The organism is Pseudomonas sp. BN102 (assembly GCF_029871245.1).
Taxonomy (GTDB): Bacteria; Pseudomonadota; Gammaproteobacteria; order Pseudomonadales; family Pseudomonadaceae; genus Metapseudomonas.
Genome location: NZ_SSON01000067.1, coordinates 1 through 18,605, shown reverse-complemented (window position 1 = coordinate 18,605; position 18,605 = coordinate 1). Strand labels below are relative to the sequence as shown.

Sequence of the window (18,605 nt, the reverse complement as noted above, 5' to 3'; positions counted from 1 at the left end):
TATGGAAACCCTGAACTTCCTGGCCCAGGGCTTCGACGTCGCCCTGCGCCCGATCAACCTGCTGGTGGCGCTGTTCGGTGCCTTCGTCGGCACCGTGGTCGGCCTGCTGCCGGGCCTGGGGCCGATCAACGGCGTGGCCATCCTGCTGCCGCTGGCCTTCGCCCTCGGCCTGCCGCCGGAAACCGCACTGATCCTGCTGGCCGCCGTGTACCTCGGCTGCGAGTACGGCGGGCGCATCTCGGCCATCCTGCTCAACGTGCCGGGCGATGCCGCCGCCATCATGACCACCCTCGACGGCTACCCCTTGGCGCGCCAGGGCAAGGGCGGCATCGCCCTGTCGCTGTCGGCCATGAGCTCCTTCATCGGCAGCACCATCGCCACCATTGGCGTGGTGCTCTTCGCGCCGATCCTGGCGAACTGGGCGGTGGCCTTCGGTCCGGCGGAATACTTCATGCTGATGGTCTTCGCTATCGCCTGCCTGGGCGGCATGGTCGGCGACAAGCCGGTCAAGACCCTGCTCTCGGCGCTGATCGGCCTGGGGCTGGCCACCGTCGGCGTGGACGCCACCACCGGTGTCTACCGCTTCACCTTCGACAGCGTCGGGCTGTCCGACGGCATCCAGTTCGTGATCGTGGTCATCGGCCTGTTCAGCGTCAGCGAAGTGCTGTTGATGCTCGAACACACCGCCACCGGCCAGCAGGCGGTGAAGGCCAGCGGGCGCATGCTGTTCAACTTCAAGGAATTCGCCTTCACCTGGTGGAGCAGCGTGCGCAGCTCCCTGGCCGGCTTCGTCATCGGCGTGCTGCCGGGGGCCGGCGCTACCATCGCCAGTGCCATCACCTACATGAGCGAGAAGCGCATGGCCGGAAGCTCCGGCACCTTCGGCAACGGTGACCTGCGCGGCGTGGCAGCGCCCGAGGCGGCCAACAACGCCTCGGCCTGCGGCTCGCTGATCCCGATGCTGACCCTCGGCGTACCCGGCTCGGGTACCACCGCGGTGATGATTGGCGCCCTGACCCTCTACAACATCACCCCCGGCCCGCTGCTGTTCGAGCAGCAGCCCGATGTGGTCTGGGGCCTGATCGCCTCGCTGTTCATCGGCAACGTCATCCTGCTGGTGATGAACATCCCGCTGGTTGGCCTGTTCGCACGCATGCTCAGCGTGCCGACCTGGATCCTGGTGCCGGCCATCACCATCGTCAGCGTGGTGGGGGTATACGCCGTGCACAGCACCACTTTCGACCTGGTGCTGATGGCCGCCCTCGGGGTGTTCGGCTACCTGCTGCGCAAGATGGACTTCCCGCTGTCGTCGCTGATCCTCGGTTTCGTCCTTGGCGAGCTGATGGAATCCAACCTGCGCCGCGCCCTGTCCATCACCAACGGCGACCTTGGCATCCTCTGGAGCAGCCCCATCACCATCGCCCTCTGGGGCCTCACCGCACTGATGCTGGCCCTGCCGGGCATCCGCTGGATGCGCACACGCCGGGCCAAGGCGAAGCTGGCTCATGCCTAAGTGGCTGCTCACGCCGGTGGCGGGCGCCGCCGGGGGTTGGCTGGCCAGCCTGGTGGGCTGGCCGCTGCCCTGGATGGTCGGATCCTTGCTGGCGGTGATCGCCGTGCGTTGCATCGGCAACCTGCCGCTGGCGGAGGTGCCGGGTGGGCGCAAATGCGGCCAGTGGATAGTCGGCGTCGGCATCGGCCTGCACTTCACCCCCGCGGTGATCGAACAGGTGCTGGCGCACGGCGGCATCGTCCTGGTCGGCGCCATCGCCACCACCCTCTCCAGCGTCATCGGCATCAGCCTGATGCTGCGCAGCGGCGAGGATCGCGCCACCGCGTTCTTCTCCAGCATGCCGGGCGGCGCCAGCGAGATGGTCAACCTCGGCCAGCGCAACGGGGCGGTAATCAGCCGTGTTGCCGCCGGCCAGAGCCTGCGCCTGCTGCTGGTCGTGCTCAGCGTACCGGCGCTGTTCCAATGGGTCCTCGGCGCGCCGCCCGCGTCGGCCCATGCCGTGCCCACGGATTGGGGCTGGCTGGCGATCCTGCTGGCCGCTGGAGCCGCGCTGGCCTGGCTCATGCAGCGCTACCACCAACCCAACCCCTGGCTGATCGGCCCGCTGCTGGTCAGCGCCGCCCTGAGCACTGGCTTCGACCTACAGATAGGATTGCCGCCAGGCGGTAGCCAGCTGGGCCAATGGTTGATCGGCAGCGCGCTGGGTTGCCATTTCGACCGCGCCTTCTTTCGCCACGCGCCCTCCTTCATCGCCCGCACCCTGCTCGCCACCTCCCTGGGCATGGCCTTCGCGGCCCTTGCGGCCGAGGCCCTGGGCTGGCTGGACGGCCTCGATCATCGGGCGTTGATGCTGGGCATGATGCCCGGCGGTATCGCCGAACTCTGCCTGACGGCCGAGGCCCTGCAACTCTCGGTACCGCTGGTGACGGCCTTGCAGGTACTGAGGCTGCTGCTGGTGCTGTTCCTCGCCGAGCCGGTATTCCGCCGCTGGCAGAAAATAAAATAGAGACCCACGCTTAGCCCGCCTTGTGCGGGCTCTTTTTTGGGTTCTCGGGGTCATACCCCCCTGAGAACCGATACATTCGCGAATCGACGTATCGTCCCTTCCCGGCGCTCAACCGGGCCTATGCTCTCCCCTATTCGGTCGTCGCCAAGGCTGCCTTCCATGTCCGGACGCATCGCCCCCTTCCGCCTCTTTCTGCTCGCCTTCACTCTACTGCTGGCAGCCTGCAGCCGCCTCGACCTGGCCTACCGCAACCTCGACCTGATCATTCCCTGGTGGATCAGCAACTTCGTCAGCCTCGACGACCAGCAGAAAAGCTGGCTCGAGCCTCGCCTGCAGAAGCACCTGGCCTGGCACTGCAGCACCCAGCTGCCGAGCTATGTCGCCTGGCTGGAGCAGTTCGACCAGATGAGTCGGCAGGCCAGGCTGACCCCGTCGGACGTACTGGGGCAGATGACGCAGATCCGCGACGCCATGCAGGACGTAGCGGTGCAAATCACCCCTACGGTGCTGGGCCTCACGGAAAGCCTGACCCCGACGCAGATGGGCGAGCTCTATGTATCGATGGATGAACGCAACGCGGAACTGCGCGCGGAGCACGCCGCACCGCCGCTGAAAGCCCAGGTGCAGGCACGGGCGCAGCGCATGCGGAAGCGGGTCGAGGATTGGATCGGCCCCTTGCGGCCGACCCAGCAGGCACGCATCGACACCTGGGCCAAAGCCCAGGGCGACTACAACCGGCTATGGGCGGTGAACCGCGAGAACTGGCAGAAGGAGCTGCGCAATACGCTGTATGGCCGCCACACACCGGACTTCTCGCGGCGCCTGACGCTGCTGCTGCAGCAGCCCGAGGCCTTCTGGACTCCGGCCTATCGAAAGGCCTACCCGGCCGTGGAGCAGGCCCTGGCGAGCTTGCTGGCCGATCTGTTCAACAGCACCGACGAACGCCAGCGCACCGTATTGCGCGAGCGTATCGGGGAACTGAGCACAGATCTCAAGGGACTGGGGTGCTATCCGGGCTGAGATCTCAGCCTCTCAGAGCGCCGGCAGGCTCCAGTCGATGGGCTCCAGCCCGTGCTGGGCGAGGAACTTGTTGCAGCGGCTGAAATGACCATTGCCGAGGAAGCCCCGGTAGGCAGAGAGCGGCGACGGGTGCGCCGACTTCAGGATCAGGTGCTTGGTGGGGTCGATCAGCCGCTCCTTGCCCTGGGCATGGGAGCCCCAGAGCAGGAACACCAGGCGTGGGCGCTTCTGGCTGACGACTTCGATCACCTTGTCGGTGAAATGGTGCCAACCGGCAGCAGCATGGGAGCCGGCGCGGGCCTGCTCGACGGTGAGAGACGTGTTGAGCAGCAATACACCCTGCTCCGCCCAGGACTGCAGGTAGCCGTGGGACGGGATCTCGATATTGAGGTCGCGCTTGAGCTCCTTGTAGATGTTCTGCAAGGACGGCGGCGCCGGTACCCCGGGCTGCACCGAGAAGCACAGGCCGTGGGCCTGGCCCGGCCCGTGGTAGGGATCCTGGCCGATGATCACCACCTTCACCTGCTCCAGCGGCGTGGAGTTGAGGGCGTTGAAGATCAACGGCCCCGGCGGGAATATCACCTTGCCGGCGGACTTCTCCTGGCGCAAGAAGTCCCCCAGGGACTTCATGTAGGGCTTCTCGAACTCGTCGCGCAGGGCTTCTTTCCAGCTCGCATCGAGCTTTATCCGATCGTCGTTTTCAGTCATTGCTCATTCTGTTCCGTTGCGGGTGCCGGGGCGCTTCCCGTCCGATGGTCGGGCACCCTAAGAAATGCCCACTACCCTTGTCAATCAAGGACGCCAGGAGCAAGCCTGCATGGAAAATCGCCACGACGCCGTGAAACTCGCGCTCTACGAGCGTTTTCTCAAGGACGCCAGCGCGCTGCCGCCGATGCCGGACAGCTCGCTGCAGCTGCGCCGGCTGCTGGCCGCCGAACACCCCTCGGTCGAAAAGGTCAGCGCCTTGCTGGAACAATCCCCGGACTTGGTCGAACGCCTGATGCAGTTCGCCGCCCTGCCCCTGCTCGGCCATATCCGGCCTAGCACACGGCTGCCGGAAGTGGTGCAACAGCTCGACAGCAAGCGACTGGCCAATCTGGTGCTGGCCTTCGAGCTGCGCCAGCTGTTCGACGGGCAGGAACCGAGCCTGCAGAAGGTCTTCAACAAGCGCTGGAGCCTCAGCCTGCGGCGCGCGGCGTTCAGCGCCGGCCTGGCCCAGCATCTGCCCCACCTGAAGGAGGAGGACGCCCTGCTGGCCGGCCTGGTGCAGGACGTCGGCAGCCTGCCGCTGCTGCAGGAACTGCACCGCTGGCCGCAGGTCTCGCGCCTGGAATGCGATGTGCAGCGCCTCTGCGAACAACTCTCTGCCGAACTGGGCGTATTGCTGCTGAGCGCCTGGAAGCTGCCCTCGGCCCTGGTGGACTGCGCCCGCCTGCGCCGCGACTGGTGCCGCCAGCACAAGGGACCGGCCGACCTGGCGGATGTGGTGCAGGTCGCCGGCCAACTGCTGGAAGAACCCCGCGACGACGTCCGCCTGGCCAGGCTGCCGGCCTATCAGCGGCTGGAACTGCCGACACCGCAGGTGCTGCGGGCGGAGCTGGCGGAAGTGGTGGCGCTCTGGTTGAAACTGCTGGGTGGAAGGCCGCTGGAGGAAGATTGAACGGCGCGATCATCTGTAGGGGCGAATTCATTCGCCAAGGGCGGCGTAGCTGCCCCAGGCAAGCCCCAAGGGCGAACCTGCGGTTCGCTTGGCGATTGAAATCGCCCCTACCCCTGGTGCAATGCCCGGTAGTGACTGGGCGCCATGCCCACCACCTTCCTGAACAGGCGCGAGAAGTAATAGACATCCTCGTACCCCAGCTGCTCGGCAATCTGCCGCACGCCCTGGTCGCCTTCGTCCAGCAGCCGGCAGGCTTGGGCCATTTTCAGCTGGATGAAGTCCTGTATCGGCGCATGGCCGGTCAGGGCGCGGTAGGTCTTGGCGAAGTGGAAGCGCGACAACTTGAACTGCGCCGCCAACTGGTCGAGGTTGAGGCTGTCGTGCAGGTGCGCCCGCATCACCGCCTGCACGGCGTCCACGTCCAGCACCCGGCCGGATTTGAGGTAACCGCGCACCGGCAGCACGGCCAGGGAGGTGAGCAGGGTCTGCAACTGATGAGCGGCATGGATGAAGTGCGGCAGGTTCAGCCCCTGCTTGCGCAACGCCAGCAGGGCATCAAAGTCCGCCAGCAGGCGTGGCTGCACGCCGATACGGCGCAGTGCCGACTGACCGAGGGGACGCAGGTATTCCGCCACCAGCTCGCCCTCGAAGTGCACCCAGTAGATGCTCCAGGGCCGCTGCGCATCGGCGCCGTAGGCATGCAGGCGGCCCTTCGGCAATAGTAGAAGGTCGCCACCACCCACCTCGAATCGTCCATCCTCGCCCTCCAGCCAGCCCTGCCCGGAACGGCAGTAGATCAGCAGGTTGTCCTCCGGCACCTGGCGCTGCATGCGGTGGCCCAGGGCCTCCGGGTAGTAGCCCAGGGCCAGTGGATAACAGGCTGAAGTCAGCGGATGGCGGGCCAGCAGGCGGCGCAGCCGCGGTGGCGTGGTGAAGCGCACGCCATTGGCCGGCAGGGGCCAGTTGGAGGTATCCACAGAGCGGCTCATGAGAGTTCTTGTTGTGATCTGCAATCCCAAGATCGTCCATCCCCCAACCAAGATCGTCAATCCACATCTGGATCGGCGGCCGCTATAAGAGCAAGAAACAACAAGGTCCCGTCTTACGGGTGGAGGACCAGATGGCCAAGGCAATCCCGCAATTGATAGATGGCGAGTGGCGCGAAAGCCGCGCCCGTGAGCTGATCGAGATCACCGACCCGGCGACCCAGGAAGTCCTGGCCCTGGCGCCCAAGGCCACCGCCGAAGAGATCGAGGCCGCCGTCGCCAGCGCCAAGGACGCCTTCCAGAGCTGGCGTGAAGTGCCGGTGCCGGAACGCGCCCGGCTCATGCTGCGCTACCAGCAGCTGCTCAAGGAGCACCACGACGAGCTGGGCGAACTGCTCGCCAGCGACACCGGCAAGACCCTGGCCGATGCCAAGGGCGACGTCTGGCGCGGCATCGAGGTGGTCGAGCACGCGGCCAACGTGGCCAGCCTGATGATGGGCGAGACCATGGAAAACGTCGCCCGCGAGATCGACACCGCCAGCTGGGTCCAGCCACTGGGTGTGTGCGTCGGCGTCACTCCCTTCAATTTCCCGGCAATGATCCCGCTGTGGATGTTTCCGCTGGCCATCGCCTGCGGCAACACCTTCGTCCTCAAGCCCTCCGAGCAGGACCCGCTGACTCCCAACCGCCTCGCCGAACTCTTCATCGAGGCCGGCGCGCCCAAGGGCGTGCTGCAGGTGATCCATGGCGGACGCGAACAGGTCGACGCCCTGCTCACCCATCCGGACGTGCGCGCCATCTCCTTCGTCGGCTCGGTGCCGGTGGGTCAGCATATCTACCGCACCGGCACCGCCCACCTGAAACGGGTGCAGGCCTTCGCCGGCGCCAAGAACCACATGGTGGTTTTGCCCGACGCCCACAAGGACCAGGTGCTGAGCAACCTCGTGGGCGCCAGTTGCGGCGCCGCCGGGCAGCGCTGCATGGCCATCAGCGTGGCGATCTTCGTCGGCGAGGCGCGCCAGTGGATTCCCGAACTGGCCGCACAGATGGCCGAGTTGCGCCCCGGCCACTGGAAGGACGCCCACTCGGCCTTTGGCCCGCTGATCAGCCAACAGGCGCGCCAACGGGTGCTGCGGTTGATCGCCGAGGGCAAGGCTGAAGGCGCCGAATGCCTGCTGGACGGTTCCCAGTGCCAGGTGCCCGGCTACCCGAACGGCAACTGGCTGGGCCCGACCCTGTTCCGCGGCGTGACAGCGAAGATGGGCCTCTACCGCGAGGAAATCTTCGGCCCGGCCCTGGTATGCATGGAGGTGGACAGCCTGGAAGACGCCATCGCCCTGGTCAACGCCAACCCCTACGGCAACGGCACCAGCCTGTTCACGCGCTCCGGCGGCGCCGCGCGGCACTTCCAGCACGCGGTGGAAGTCGGCCAGGTGGGGATCAACGTACCGATCCCGGTGCCCCTGCCCTTCTTCTCCTTCACCGGCTGGAAGGGCTCCTTCTATGGCGACCTGCACGCCTACGGCAAGCAGGCGGTACGCTTCTATACCGAGACCAAGACGGTCACCACGCGCTGGTTCGACGACACGCCGGTCACCGGCCCCAACATGACCATCCAGCTCAAATGAACGGGGACGTCCCATGGATTTCGACCTGAGCGAAGAACAACGCCTGCTGGTGGACAGCGCGCGCGCCTTCGCCAGCCATGAGCTGGCGCCCCATGCAGCGGAATGGGACCGCGGCCACCACTTCCCGCTGGAAGTGATCCGCCGTGCCGCCGAGCAGGGCTACCTAGGCCTCTACATAGCCGAGGAAGACGGCGGGCTTGGGTTGTCCCGGCTCAGCGCCGCGCTGATCTTCGAACAACTGGCCGCCGGCTGCGTGGCCACCACCGCCTACCTGACCATCCACAACATGGCCGCCTGGATGCTCGCCTCCTTCGGCGATGCCGACCTCAAGGCACGCTGGCTGCCCGGCCTGGTGAACGGCGAACGGCTCGCCTCCTACTGCCTGACCGAACCGGACGCCGGCTCCGACGCCGCCCACCTGCGCACCCGCGCCCGCCGCGATGGCGAGGATTACGTGCTGGACGGCAGCAAGTGCTTCATTTCCGGTGCCGGCAGCACCGAGGTGCTGATCGTCATGGCGCGCACGGGAGCGGACGGCGCCAAGGGCATTTCCTGCTTCCTGGTGCCGGCCGATGCCGAGGGTGTCCGCTACGGGCGCAACGAGGACAAGATGGGCTGGCGCGCCCAGCCCACGCGCACCATCACCTTCGAGAACGTGCGCATTCCCGTCGGCAACCGCATCGGCCCCGAGGGCCAGGGATTCGTCTACGCGATGAAGGGCCTGGACGGTGGCCGCCTGAACATCGCCAGTTGCTCCCTCGGCGCCGCCCAGGCGGCCCTGGAGCAGAGCCTGCGCTATGTGGAGGAGCGCAAGCAGTTTGGCAAGCCCCTGGCCGAGTTCCAGGCCCTGCAGTTCAAGCTCGCCGACATGCTCACCGCCCTCACCGCCAGCCGGCAGATGGTGCGCCTGGCCGCCCATCGCCTGGACCAGCGCCACGCCGAAGCCAGCCTCTATTGCGCCATGGCCAAGCGCTTCGCCACCGACCAGTGCTTCGAGCTGTGCAACGAGGCATTGCAGCTGCACGGCGGCTACGGCTATTTGAACGACTATCCTCTGGAACGCTGGGTGCGGGATACCCGGGTGCACCAGATTCTCGAAGGCACCAATGAAATCATGCGCGTCATCGTGGCGCGTCGTTTACTGGAACAAGGCGGCACGCTCGACCGCCTGCTGTAAGGAGATGCACATGACCACTGCCGTTGAACCCTACCAGCCCGGGATCTTCGACCTGACCCACAAACTCACGGTGGAAAAGCACGGGCATACCGCGCTGATCACCATCAACCACCCACCGGCCAACACCTGGGACCGCGAGTCGCTGATCGGCCTCAAGCAGCTGATCGAGCACCTCAACCACGACGACGAGATCTACGCTCTGGTGGTAACCGGCCAGGGGCCGAAGTTCTTCAGTGCCGGCGCCGATCTCAACCTGTTCGCCGATGGCGACAAAGCCCGCGCCCGCGAGATGGCCCGGCGCTTCGGCGAAGCCTTCGAGGCATTGCGGGACTTCCGTGGCGTGTCGATCGCCGCGATCAATGGCTACGCCATGGGCGGCGGCCTGGAATGCGCCCTGGCCTGCGACATCCGTATCGCCGAGCGCCAGGCCCTGATGGCCCTGCCCGAAGCCGCCGTGGGCCTGCTGCCCTGCGCCGGCGGCACCCAGGCCCTGCCCTGGATGGTGGGCGAAGGCTGGGCCAAGCGCATGATTCTCTGTGGCGAACGGGTGGACGCCGAAACCGCCCTGCGCATCGGCCTGGTGGAGCAGGTGGTGGACAGCGGCGAGGCCCGCGGCACCGCCCTGCTGCTGGCGGCCAAGGTGGCGCGGCAGAGCCCGGTGGCAGTGCGCACCATCAAGCCGCTGATCCAGGGCGCCCGGGAGCGCGGACCGAACGGCTGGTTGCCGGAAGAGCGTGAGCGCTTCGTCGACCTGTTCGACGCTGACGACACCCGCGAGGGCGTCAACGCCTTCCTGGAAAAACGCGACCCGCACTGGCGCAACAAATGATCGAGAGCCCGACGAGAACGACCATGAATGTGAGTTTCGAAGAACGCAACGGCCTGCATGGCGCCCGCATCGGCATCGCCAGCCTGGATGCCGAAGCGAGCCTGAATGCCCTGTCCCTGCCGATGATCGAAGCCCTGGATGCGAAATTGCGCGCCTGGGCCAAGGACCCGGAGATCGTCTGCGTGCTGCTGCGCGGCAACGGGCCCAAGGCCTTCTGCGCCGGTGGCGACGTGCGCCATCTGGTGGACGCCTGCCGCGAGCACCCGGGCGTAGTGCCGCCGCTGGCGGGCCGCTTCTTCGCCGACGAATACCGCCTCGACCACCGCATCCACACCTATCCCAAGCCGCTGATCTGCTGGGCCCACGGCCATGTATTGGGCGGCGGCATGGGCCTGATGCAGGGCGCTGCGATCCGCATCGTCACGCCCTCCAGCCGCCTCGGCATGCCGGAAATCAACATCGGCCTCTACCCCGATGTCGGCGGCAGCTGGTTCCTCGCCCGCCTGCCGGGCAAGCTCGGCCTCTTCCTCGGCCTGGGTGCCAGCGCCATCAACGCCCATGACGCCCTGGACCTGGACCTGGCCGACCGCTTCCTCCTGGAAGACCAGCAGGACGCCCTGATCAATGGCCTGGTGCAGCTCAACTGGCAGGACAAGTCCCGGACCCAGCTCAACAGCCTGCTCAAGGCGCTGGAACACGAAGCCCGCGGCCAGTTGCCGGAAGCCCAGTGGCTGCCGCGGCGCAAGCGCATCGACGAGCTGCTGGACGTGGCCGACCTGCCTGCCGCCTGGAAGGCCATGACCGCCTTGCAGCACGACAGCGACGTGCCCCTGGCTCGCGCCGCCAAGACCCTGGCCGCCGGCTGCCCGCTCACTGCCCACCTGGTCTGGGAGCAGATCCGCCGGGCAAAGCACCTTTCGCTGGCCGAAGTCTTCCGCATGGAATACGCCATGAGCCTGAACTGCTGCCGCCATCCGGAATTCCCCGAAGGCGTGCGTGCCCGGCTGATCGACAAGGACAACGCACCGCGCTGGCACTGGCCGGATGTGGCGGCGATTCCGCGGGCGGTGATCGACGCCCATTTCGAGCCGGTGTGGGAAGGCCGGCACCCGCTGGACGATCTCTGACAACCAGCCGGCAGCCGCGCGGCCCCGGCCAAGGAGAAGCACGATGAGCAAGATCGCCTTTATCGGACTCGGCCATATGGGCCTGCCCATGGCCCGCAACCTGCTCAAGGCGGGCCACACGCTCGCGACCTACGACCTGGTGCAGGCGGCCGTCGACGAACTGGCCGCCGAAGGCGCCAGGCCGGCGCGGGATGCGCGGGACGCCGTCAGCAGTGCGCAGGTGGTGATCACCATGCTGCCCGCCAGCAAGCATGTGGAAGGCTTGCTGCTGGGCGAAGGCGGTCTGCTGCAGTCCATCGCTCCGGGCAGCCTGGTGCTGGAGTGCTCCACCATCGCCCCCGAGTCCGCGCGCAAGGTACACGCGGCGGCCAAGGTACGCGGTATCGAGCTGCTGGACGCCCCGGTGTCTGGCGGCACCGCCGGCGCCGCGGCCGGTACCCTGACCTTCATGGTCGGCGGCGAGGCGGCGGCGCTGGAGAAGGCGCGGCCGATATTCGAAGCCATGGGCAAGAACATCTTCCACGCCGGCCCCGACGGCGCTGGACAGGTGGCCAAGGTGTGCAACAACCAGTTGCTGGCGGTGCAGATGATCGGCACCGCCGAATCCATGGCCCTGGGCGTAGCCAATGGCCTGGACCCAACCATCCTCGCCGAAATCATGCGCCAGAGCTCGGGCGGCAACTGGGTGCTGGAGCGCTACAACCCCTGGCCGGGGGTGATGCCCAACGCGCCGGCGAGCAAGGAATACGAAGGCGGCTTCATGGCCGAGCTGATGGCCAAGGACCTTGGCCTCGCCCAGGAAACCGCGCAGAACAGCCTCAGCAGCACCCCCATGGGCGCCCTGGCGCTGCAGCTCTATCGCCTGCTGCTCAAGCAGGGCAAGGGCAAGAAGGATTTCTCGGTGGTGCAGAAGCTGTTCACCGAGTGACGCTGAGTCTCCCGCACCATGCACGATCAGCCGCGCAATTCCCGGATTTCATCCGGGCTTCGGCCGGAACGAGACGGCAAGCGTAGGTTGGGCAGAGCGCAGCGAAGCCCAACAAGGGGCGCGCAGCACTGCCGAGACGCCCTGCCACCCAATGTTGGGCTTCGCAGGCTCAGCACCAACCTACGGGATCAGCGCTCGCGAAGCGCCTCGGCCTTGGCCCGGATGATGGGTTTGAGCAGGTAGCTGAGGATGCTCTTCTTGCCGGTCATGATGTCGACCGAGGCGACCATCCCGGGAATGATCAGCAGCGGGTTCTCGTCGGTGCCCAGGTGGCTCTTCTGGGTACGCAGCTTGATCAGGTAGAAGCTGTTGCCTTCGTCGTCGGTGATGGTGTCGGCGCCGATCTGCTCCAGCTCGCCCGGCAATCCGCCGTAGATGGTGTAGTCGTAGGCGGTGAACTTGACCATGGCGTGCTGCCCCGGATGCAGGAAGGCGATGTCCTGGGGCCTGATCCGTGCTTCCACCAGCAAGGTGTCGTCCAGCGGCACTATCTCCACCAGGTCGCTGCCCGGCTGGATCACTCCGCCAATGGTGTTGACCAGCAGTTGCTTGACGATGCCGCGCACAGGCGAGGTGACCAGGGTGCGCTTGACCCTGTCCTCCAGCGCCCTGCCGGTGGCATTGGCCTTGCTCAGGTCGGTACGCGCCTCGTTGAGCTGGGTCAGCGCCTCGCTGCGGAAGCGCGAGCGGGTCTCGGCGATCTTGCGTTCCACTTCCTTGATCGCCGACTCGGCTCGGGGAATGGCAAGGCCAGTGGCCTCCAGTTCGCCACGGTTCTCCACCTCGGCTCGGCGCAGGCGCAGGACCTCCACCTTGGAAATGGCGCCCTGGGCCACCAGCGGCTCGGAGATGGCGATCTCCTGACGCAGCAGCTGCAGGCTGTTGCGGTACTGGCCCTGCTTGGAGACGAACTCGCGCAGCTCCTGCTGCCGTTGCACCAGTTGCTCTTCAAGGCCGGCCACCTCGTCCTGCAGCTGCTGCTGGCGGCTGCGGTAGAGGGCTTCCTCGCTGGCCGCCTGCTCGGGCACAAGCTTGCGAACTTCTTCCGAGATCCGCAACGCACGATCCTCGACTTCGGCGCTCAGGCGCTCGACTCGCAACAGCATGGCGGTGCGGTCGGCCTCGGTCTCACCGACGTTGGATTGGAAACGGGTTGGGTCCAGGCGCAGCAGCGGGTCGCCTATTTCCACCACCTGCCCCTCGCGGACGAACAGTTCGGAGACGATGCCGCCCTCGAGGTTCTGCACCTTCTGCAACTTGGACGAGGGAATGGCCTTGCCATCGCCACGGGTGACCTCGTCCACCTGAGCGAGATGCGCCCAGACCAGCATGAACAGGGTGAAGCCGATGAGCGTCCAGATGGTCAGGCGCACTACGCGCGGCGCGTCCTCCACCAACGCCTTGTTGACCTCCGGCAGGGGCTGGTCCGACAAAGATTCGCTGCCCTTGAAATACTGGCGAAGCACGCCGAAACCCTTATGCGACACTGATCTGCCCCTTCTTCAGCGCTTCCATTACCGCGTCCTTCGGACCGTCGGCGATGACCCGGCCACGGTCGACGATAAGCAGCCGATCCACCAGCGAGAGCATGGAGGCGCGGTGGGTGACCAGCAGCAGGGTCTTGTTGGCGATCATGGCGGTCAGGCGCTCTTTCAGGCGCTCTTCGCCGGGGTTGTCCATGGAACTGGTGGGCTCGTCTAGCAGCAGTATGGGCGGGTCCAGCAGCAACGCGCGGGCCAGGGCAACGTTCTGCCGCTGACCGCCCGAAAGGTTCTGGCCGCGCTCGCCAACCTGCAGCTCATAACCCTGCGGATGCAGACTGGCGAACTCGTGCACGCCGGAGAGTTCCGCCGCCTGCAGCACCAGTTCGTCCTCGACGTAGCGGGCGCCGGACACCAGGTTGTCGCGCAGGGTGCCGCTGAACAACTGGATGTCCTGGGGCACGTAACCGATGTTGTGGCGCAGCTCGCTGACGTCCAGTTGGCGGATGTCGGTGCCGTCCACCAGCAGGCTGCCCGAGTCGGCCTGGTAGAGCCCGACGATAAGCTTGGCCAGGGAACTCTTACCCGAGCCGCTGCGGCCAATGATGCCGATCTTCTCGCCCGGGCGAATGATCAGGTTGACTTCGCTCAGGGCGGGGGTCTGCTGGTGCGGATAGGTGAAGTTGACCTGGCGCAGCTCGAGGCTGCCCTGCAGCTTGGAGCGGACCAGGGGCTGCTCGCCCTCCTGGCGCTCCTGCGGCAGGTCCATCATCTGGTCCACCGAGTGCATGGTCAGGCGCGCCTGCTGGTAGCGGGTGAACAGGCCGGACAGCTGGGTCAGCGGACCGAGGGCGCGACCGTTGAGCATGTAGCAGGCGATCAGGCCGCCCATACTGAGGTCGCCGGCCATGATCAGGTAGACGCCGGCGACTATCATCACCACGCCCGCCAGCTGCTGGATCATCAGGGTGAGGTTCATCGCCAGGCTGGAGAGCATCTTCACCCGCAGTTCGAGACGGCCGAGGGTGCCGATGGTCTGTTCCCAGAGATATTGGCGGTCGCTCTCGGCGTTGTTGACCTTCACCGCATCGAGGCCGGAAAGGGTTTCGATCAGGCTCGACTGGCGTTCGGCGGCCAGCGCCATGGTGCGGTCCATGGTCGCCACCAGCGGCTTCTGCAACAGCCAACTGATGCCCATGGCCAGGGGGAAGGCCAGCAGCGGCACCCAGACCAGATGTCCGCCGAGCATGCCGATCACCAGGAGGATCAACAGGGTGAAGGGCAGGTCGATGACGCTGGTCAGGGTCAGCGAGGCGAGGAAGTCCCGCAGTGTCTGGAATTCGTGGATGTTCTGGGCAAAGCTGCCGACCCGCATCGGACGGTACTTCATCGCCATGCCGACGATCCGCTCGAACAGGGTGGCGGAGATGATCAGGTCGGTCTTCTTGCCGGCCAGGTCCAGGCACAGACCGCGCATGGTCTTGAGCAGCAGGTCGAAGATGTAGGCGCCGGAAATGCCAATGGCCAGGACCCAGAGGGTGGCGACGGCCTGGTTGGGTACCACGCGGTCGTAGACGTTCATCACGAAGAGCGGCGCACCGAGGCCGATCAGGTTAATCAGCAGGCTGGCGGCGACCGCATCCATGTAGAGCCAGCGGGAACGCTTGAGGGTGTCGCGGAACCAGGATTGGGTACGCGGGATCAGGCTGCCCTGGTGGAGGTCGTACTTGTGCTGGGGCTGGGCGAAGAACACCTGGCCACTGTAATCCTCCTCCAGCAGGTCGCGGGCGACCTTCACTTCGCCGCCATCGCTTTCGCTGAGCAGCAGGCGCGCACCGCCATCGGCGTCCCAGCCGAGGATCACCGCGCAGCGGCTTTCCTTCAGCAGCAGTAGCGCCGGCATGGCGATCTTCGGAATCTGCTCCAGGCGCCGCTGCAACAGGCGCCCTTGCAAGCCGGCCCGAGCCGCCGCGCGGGGGAGCAACTCGACGGTCAGGCGTTGCCTGGGCAGCGGCAGGCCACTGGTGAGCATGGCCCGGTTGGCAGGTTTGCGGTGCAGCTTGCAGAGGGACAGCAGCGAATCCAGCAAGGGATCGTCATGCTGCCCGCGGGGATCGATGTTGACTTGTACGCGACTGACTTCTGGATCCACGCCTGGATACTCTGCTCTGGGTTCGTCGGGAGACAGGGCCTAGGCCGGACCTCGCGGGCGCAGGTGGGACGGGAGCAATCCCACCTCTGCCGTGCAGATCCGAGTCAGGTTCCTAGTTCAAGCCGGGAAGGGTTGCCTGCGGCTTCAGTTCGGTCTGTACGACCGATGCCATCGGTGCCACCACTCCCTGGCTCTTCAGCAACTCGCCTAGGGTTGCTTTGATCCGGTACTGAGTAAACAGCTCGGTGTAGCGCAAATCGACCAGTCGACGGGAAGCGGTGAAAAGCTCGTTCTCGCTGTCCAGCAGGTCGAGCAGGGTGCGCTCGCCGATGCTGAATTGCTTCTGGTAGGACTCGCGCACGCGGGTGCTGTAATCGACGTACTGCTGGGCGATCGGCACCTGCTCGCGGGCGTTGTTCAGCGCGTTCCAGGACAGTCCCAGGTCTTCGTTCAGGACCCGCATGGCGTTGTTGCGGATATCCAGCGCCTCGTTGATCTGGTAGGCCTTGGACTCCAGGTCCGCCTTGTTGCTGCCACCGGCGAACAAGTTGTAACGCATGCGCAACATAGCCTGCCAGTCGTTGGAATGGCCGTTCTCGCCGTCCAGGTCATTGTCCGCCCCACGGGACAATTCGGCGTCGAAGCGGGGATAGAAGAACGACTTGGCCGCCTCGTACTGCTTTTCGGCCGCGGCGACGTCGGACTCCGCGGAACGCAGGATCGGGCTATTGGCCTGGAGCGCCTGCCGGGCCGCCTCGAGGGAGTCCGGAAGCTGTCCCGGCAAGCCCGCCGGTTCGCTCAGGTCGGCCGGGTCCATGCCCACCACGCTGTAGTAGTTGGTGCGGGCGTCGCTGAGGTTGGTCTGCTCGGTGATCAGATTGTTGCGGGCCTGGGCCAGGCGCGCTTCGGCCTGATCCTGGTCCGCCAGGCGCCCTACCCCACGCTCACTGCGCAGGCTGATCTGGTCGAAGATGCGCTCGTGGCTGCGCAGGTTCTCCTGGGCCAGGCGCACCATCTCCTGGCGGCGCAGCACGTCGATATAGACCTGGGCCACATCCAGCGCGGTGCGCTCGGAGGTGCCGAGCAAGGCGTAGGCACGGGAATTCACGGTGGCCTGTTGGCGGCCAACCTCGTTCTTGGTCGCGAAACCGTCGAACACCATCTGCTGCAGGCGCAGGCGGGACTCGCCACGGTTCAGGGTCTCCCAGTGGTCATCGCCTGTAGCGCGAGTCGTGGTGTTGTCGGTGCCTTCACGGCCGTATCCGCCCAATAGGTCCACGGAGGGGAGATAGCCACCCTTGGCAGCCTGCAACTGTTTGTCGGCCGACAGGCGGCTGTTAGCCCCGGCCTGGACCTCCGGGTGGACGTCCATGGCCCGTTGCATGGCCTCGGAGAGGGTCTGGGCTTGGGCTGGAAGGCTTGCGACCAGGGCGAACGGAAGAACCGATGAGAAACGCAAACGCATGTTCTTGGCATCCTTTTCATTGAATTGAAGGCCCGGAAACCTCGCCGGAAACCTGCCGAAAGCGCTTCTCGTTCACCTTCAGACTTCGTGAACCAGGCCACACCGAAGGACCTGAAACGAGGAAGCAAATATCAAAGTGACAGCATTGAATTGATTGTTTAGGATGAGAGTCAATTGGTCAATACTTTGGCATAACCGCAATAACCAAACGTAATAAGCCAATATTCTGGCGCCATCTTTGTGCCACGTACTTAAATCATAGAAGGGAATGTCAGTCCTGCGCTGGGTCGTCGACAACAACGACGCCAGCGACGGCAAGCCAACTGAAAGTCACTCCAGGAGAGTCGCCCCATGAGCAGTGTTATTGCGATCGTCAAAAGCATTGTTGGCCAGGTCTACGCCATGTCGCCGGAGGGGTTCCAACGCTTGATCGTGGAAGGCGATCGCCTCTTCAAGGGCGACCAGTTGCTGACCGGCAATGAAGGCATGGCGACCCTGGAACTGACCGACGGCCGCACCGTCGACCTGGGTCGCGACAGCCAATGGAGTGACGCCGTTGCCGCTGCAGATGCCCCGCCCGCCCAGCTGGCAATCCAGACTCCCGCCGACGACGTAGCGCAGCTGCAGAAGGCGATCGAGGCTGGCGCCGACCCGACCAAGGAACTCGAAGCCACCGCGGCCGGCGCGGGTGCCAGTGGCGCGTCTGGCAGCGGTGGCGCCGGCGGCGGCCACAGCTTCGTCATGCTGGATGCCACCGCCGCGAACGTCGACCCCACGATCGGCTTCGCCACCGACACCGCACCACTGACCACCGAAGCGCTGGACGAGGAAGAGGCGCTGCCGCTTGTCGCCGCCCAGCCTCAGGACTCCCTGCCGAGCGAAACCGTTCCGGTGCCGGATGGCCCGAACAGCTCCCCGCAAGGCCAGGGCGCCAGCATTACCACCGACGAAGACACACCGGTGCAGGGCCAGCTGAGTGCGAACGACCCGGATGGCGACACCCTCACCTACAGCCTGGACAGCGGGCCGCGCAATGGCACCCTGGTGGTCAACCCGGACGGCTCCTACACCTACACGCCGAACGGCGACTTCAACGGCAGCGACAGCTTCACCGCCATTGTCGATGACGGCAAAGGTGGCACTGACACCATCACGGTCACCATAGGCGTGAACCCGGTGAACGACGCTCCGGCCGCAGCCAATGACGGCCCCGTTTCCGCCACCGAAGACACTCCGGCCAGCGGCAATGTGCTGAGCAACGACAGCGATGCCGATGGCGATAGCCTCACCGTTACTCAGTTCAACGTTGGCGGCTCCATCTACCAGGCCGGCCAGACTGCCGTGATCAATGGCGTCGGTTCCCTGGTGATCAATGCCAACGGCAGCTACACCTTCACTCCCGCGGCGAACTACACCGGTACCGTACCGACCGCCACCTACACCGTCAGCGACGGCAACCTTACCGATACCGGCGAGCTGAGCTTTGCTGATGTTTTCCCGGTCAACGATGCCCCCGCCGCCGCCAATGACGGTCCGGTCGCTGTCACCGAAGACACGCCGGCCAGCGGCAATG

The 18,605-nt window shown here is 65.8% G+C and carries 15 protein-coding genes; 10 read left to right on the top strand and 5 right to left on the bottom strand.

The features are described 5' to 3' along the window. Nucleotide 1 precedes the first annotated feature (1 nt). The 3 genes from E8F12_RS14640 (at nucleotide 2) to E8F12_RS14630 (ending at nucleotide 3,539) form a co-directional block, all read left to right on the top strand. A complete protein-coding gene (locus tag E8F12_RS14640; protein WP_280325979.1) occupies nucleotides 2-1,513 on the top strand; it encodes a tripartite tricarboxylate transporter permease in 1,512 nt (503 codons plus the stop codon). Continuing rightward, nucleotides 1,506-2,519: an AbrB family transcriptional regulator gene (locus tag E8F12_RS14635; protein ID WP_280325978.1), complete on the top strand. Its 1,014-nt coding sequence runs from the start codon at nucleotides 1,506-1,508 to the stop codon at nucleotides 2,517-2,519. The genes E8F12_RS14640 and E8F12_RS14635 overlap by 8 nt, the downstream gene beginning before the upstream one ends. Nucleotides 2,520-2,678: 159 nt before the next feature. Next, a complete protein-coding gene (locus E8F12_RS14630) occupies nucleotides 2,679-3,539 on the top strand; it encodes a DUF6279 family lipoprotein (RefSeq protein ID WP_280325977.1) in 861 nt (286 codons plus the stop codon). 12 nt (nucleotides 3,540-3,551) lie between these two features. Here E8F12_RS14630 and ung read toward each other — a convergent pair whose 3' ends face one another. Further along, nucleotides 3,552-4,247, bottom strand: coding sequence for a uracil-DNA glycosylase (gene ung, locus E8F12_RS14625; RefSeq protein ID WP_280325976.1), 696 nt, complete (start codon nucleotides 4,245-4,247; stop codon nucleotides 3,552-3,554). Nucleotides 4,248-4,356: 109 nt separating this feature from the next. Between ung and E8F12_RS14620 the strand changes: the two genes are divergently transcribed. Then, nucleotides 4,357-5,199 carry an HDOD domain-containing protein gene (locus tag E8F12_RS14620; RefSeq protein WP_280325975.1) on the top strand — a complete coding sequence of 281 codons (843 nt, stop codon included), beginning with the start codon at nucleotides 4,357-4,359 and terminating at the stop codon, nucleotides 5,197-5,199. Between the two features lie 107 nt (nucleotides 5,200-5,306). Here E8F12_RS14620 and E8F12_RS14615 read toward each other — a convergent pair whose 3' ends face one another. Then, a complete protein-coding gene (locus E8F12_RS14615) occupies nucleotides 5,307-6,188 on the bottom strand; it encodes an AraC family transcriptional regulator (protein WP_280325974.1) in 882 nt (293 codons plus the stop codon). Nucleotides 6,189-6,319: 131 nt separating this feature from the next. Between E8F12_RS14615 and E8F12_RS14610 the strand changes: the two genes are divergently transcribed. From E8F12_RS14610 to mmsB, 5 genes are read left to right on the top strand one after another with little or no spacing between them, the layout of a single operon-like run. Then, the gene (locus tag E8F12_RS14610) at nucleotides 6,320-7,813 is read left to right on the top strand and encodes a CoA-acylating methylmalonate-semialdehyde dehydrogenase (RefSeq protein WP_280325973.1); all 1,494 of its coding nucleotides are present in this window, start codon (nucleotides 6,320-6,322) and stop codon (nucleotides 7,811-7,813) included. 13 nt (nucleotides 7,814-7,826) lie between these two features. Then, nucleotides 7,827-8,990: an isobutyryl-CoA dehydrogenase gene (locus tag E8F12_RS14605; protein ID WP_280325972.1), complete on the top strand. Its 1,164-nt coding sequence runs from the start codon at nucleotides 7,827-7,829 to the stop codon at nucleotides 8,988-8,990. Nucleotides 8,991-9,000: 10 nt separating this feature from the next. Next, on the top strand, nucleotides 9,001-9,819 hold the full coding sequence (locus E8F12_RS14600) for an enoyl-CoA hydratase (RefSeq protein WP_280325971.1): 819 nt from the start codon (nucleotides 9,001-9,003) through the stop codon (nucleotides 9,817-9,819). A 23-nt stretch (nucleotides 9,820-9,842) separates the two neighbouring features. After that, complete coding sequence (locus E8F12_RS14595) at nucleotides 9,843-10,946, top strand: enoyl-CoA hydratase/isomerase family protein (protein ID WP_280325970.1); 1,104 nt, start codon at nucleotides 9,843-9,845, stop codon at nucleotides 10,944-10,946. A gap of 43 nt (nucleotides 10,947-10,989) precedes the next feature. Then, on the top strand, nucleotides 10,990-11,874 hold the full coding sequence (gene mmsB, locus E8F12_RS14590; protein ID WP_280325969.1) for a 3-hydroxyisobutyrate dehydrogenase: 885 nt from the start codon (nucleotides 10,990-10,992) through the stop codon (nucleotides 11,872-11,874). Between the two features lie 188 nt (nucleotides 11,875-12,062). Here the strand turns inward: mmsB and E8F12_RS14585 are convergent, their stop codons facing one another. The 3 genes from E8F12_RS14585 to E8F12_RS14575 all read right to left on the bottom strand — a co-directional run bounded on the left by E8F12_RS14585 (nucleotide 12,063) and on the right by E8F12_RS14575 (nucleotide 17,032). Then, on the bottom strand, nucleotides 12,063-13,421 hold the full coding sequence (locus tag E8F12_RS14585; RefSeq protein WP_280325968.1) for an HlyD family type I secretion periplasmic adaptor subunit: 1,359 nt from the start codon (nucleotides 13,419-13,421) through the stop codon (nucleotides 12,063-12,065). Then, a complete protein-coding gene (locus E8F12_RS14580) occupies nucleotides 13,411-15,567 on the bottom strand; it encodes a type I secretion system permease/ATPase (protein WP_280325967.1) in 2,157 nt (718 codons plus the stop codon). The genes E8F12_RS14585 and E8F12_RS14580 overlap by 11 nt, the downstream gene beginning before the upstream one ends. Before the next feature lie 112 nt (nucleotides 15,568-15,679). After that, nucleotides 15,680-17,032, bottom strand: a complete 1,353-nt coding sequence (locus tag E8F12_RS14575; protein ID WP_280325966.1) for a TolC family outer membrane protein — start codon at nucleotides 17,030-17,032, stop codon at nucleotides 15,680-15,682. 351 nt (nucleotides 17,033-17,383) lie between these two features. Here E8F12_RS14575 and E8F12_RS14570 point away from each other — a divergent pair. After that, the coding region (locus E8F12_RS14570) for a retention module-containing protein (protein ID WP_280325965.1) at nucleotides 17,384-18,605 on the top strand (1,222 nt) is incomplete at its 3' end.

What these genes read in the sequence shown, in the direction of transcription:
- E8F12_RS14640 (WP_280325979.1), top strand. Translation starts at nt 2, where the DNA reads ATGGAAACCCTGAACTTCCTGGCCCAGGGCTTCGACGTCGCCCTGCGC.
- E8F12_RS14635 (WP_280325978.1), top strand. Translation starts at nt 1,506, where the DNA reads ATGCCTAAGTGGCTGCTCACGCCGGTGGCGGGCGCCGCCGGGGGTTGG.
- E8F12_RS14630 (WP_280325977.1), top strand. Translation starts at nt 2,679, where the DNA reads ATGTCCGGACGCATCGCCCCCTTCCGCCTCTTTCTGCTCGCCTTCACT.
- ung (WP_280325976.1), bottom strand. Translation starts at nt 4,247, where the DNA reads ATGACTGAAAACGACGATCGGATAAAGCTCGATGCGAGCTGGAAAGAA.
- E8F12_RS14620 (WP_280325975.1), top strand. Translation starts at nt 4,357, where the DNA reads ATGGAAAATCGCCACGACGCCGTGAAACTCGCGCTCTACGAGCGTTTT.
- E8F12_RS14615 (WP_280325974.1), bottom strand. Translation starts at nt 6,188, where the DNA reads ATGAGCCGCTCTGTGGATACCTCCAACTGGCCCCTGCCGGCCAATGGC.
- E8F12_RS14610 (WP_280325973.1), top strand. Translation starts at nt 6,320, where the DNA reads ATGGCCAAGGCAATCCCGCAATTGATAGATGGCGAGTGGCGCGAAAGC.
- E8F12_RS14605 (WP_280325972.1), top strand. Translation starts at nt 7,827, where the DNA reads ATGGATTTCGACCTGAGCGAAGAACAACGCCTGCTGGTGGACAGCGCG.
- E8F12_RS14600 (WP_280325971.1), top strand. Translation starts at nt 9,001, where the DNA reads ATGACCACTGCCGTTGAACCCTACCAGCCCGGGATCTTCGACCTGACC.
- E8F12_RS14595 (WP_280325970.1), top strand. Translation starts at nt 9,843, where the DNA reads ATGAATGTGAGTTTCGAAGAACGCAACGGCCTGCATGGCGCCCGCATC.
- mmsB (WP_280325969.1), top strand. Translation starts at nt 10,990, where the DNA reads ATGAGCAAGATCGCCTTTATCGGACTCGGCCATATGGGCCTGCCCATG.
- E8F12_RS14575 (WP_280325966.1), bottom strand. Translation starts at nt 17,032, where the DNA reads ATGCGTTTGCGTTTCTCATCGGTTCTTCCGTTCGCCCTGGTCGCAAGC.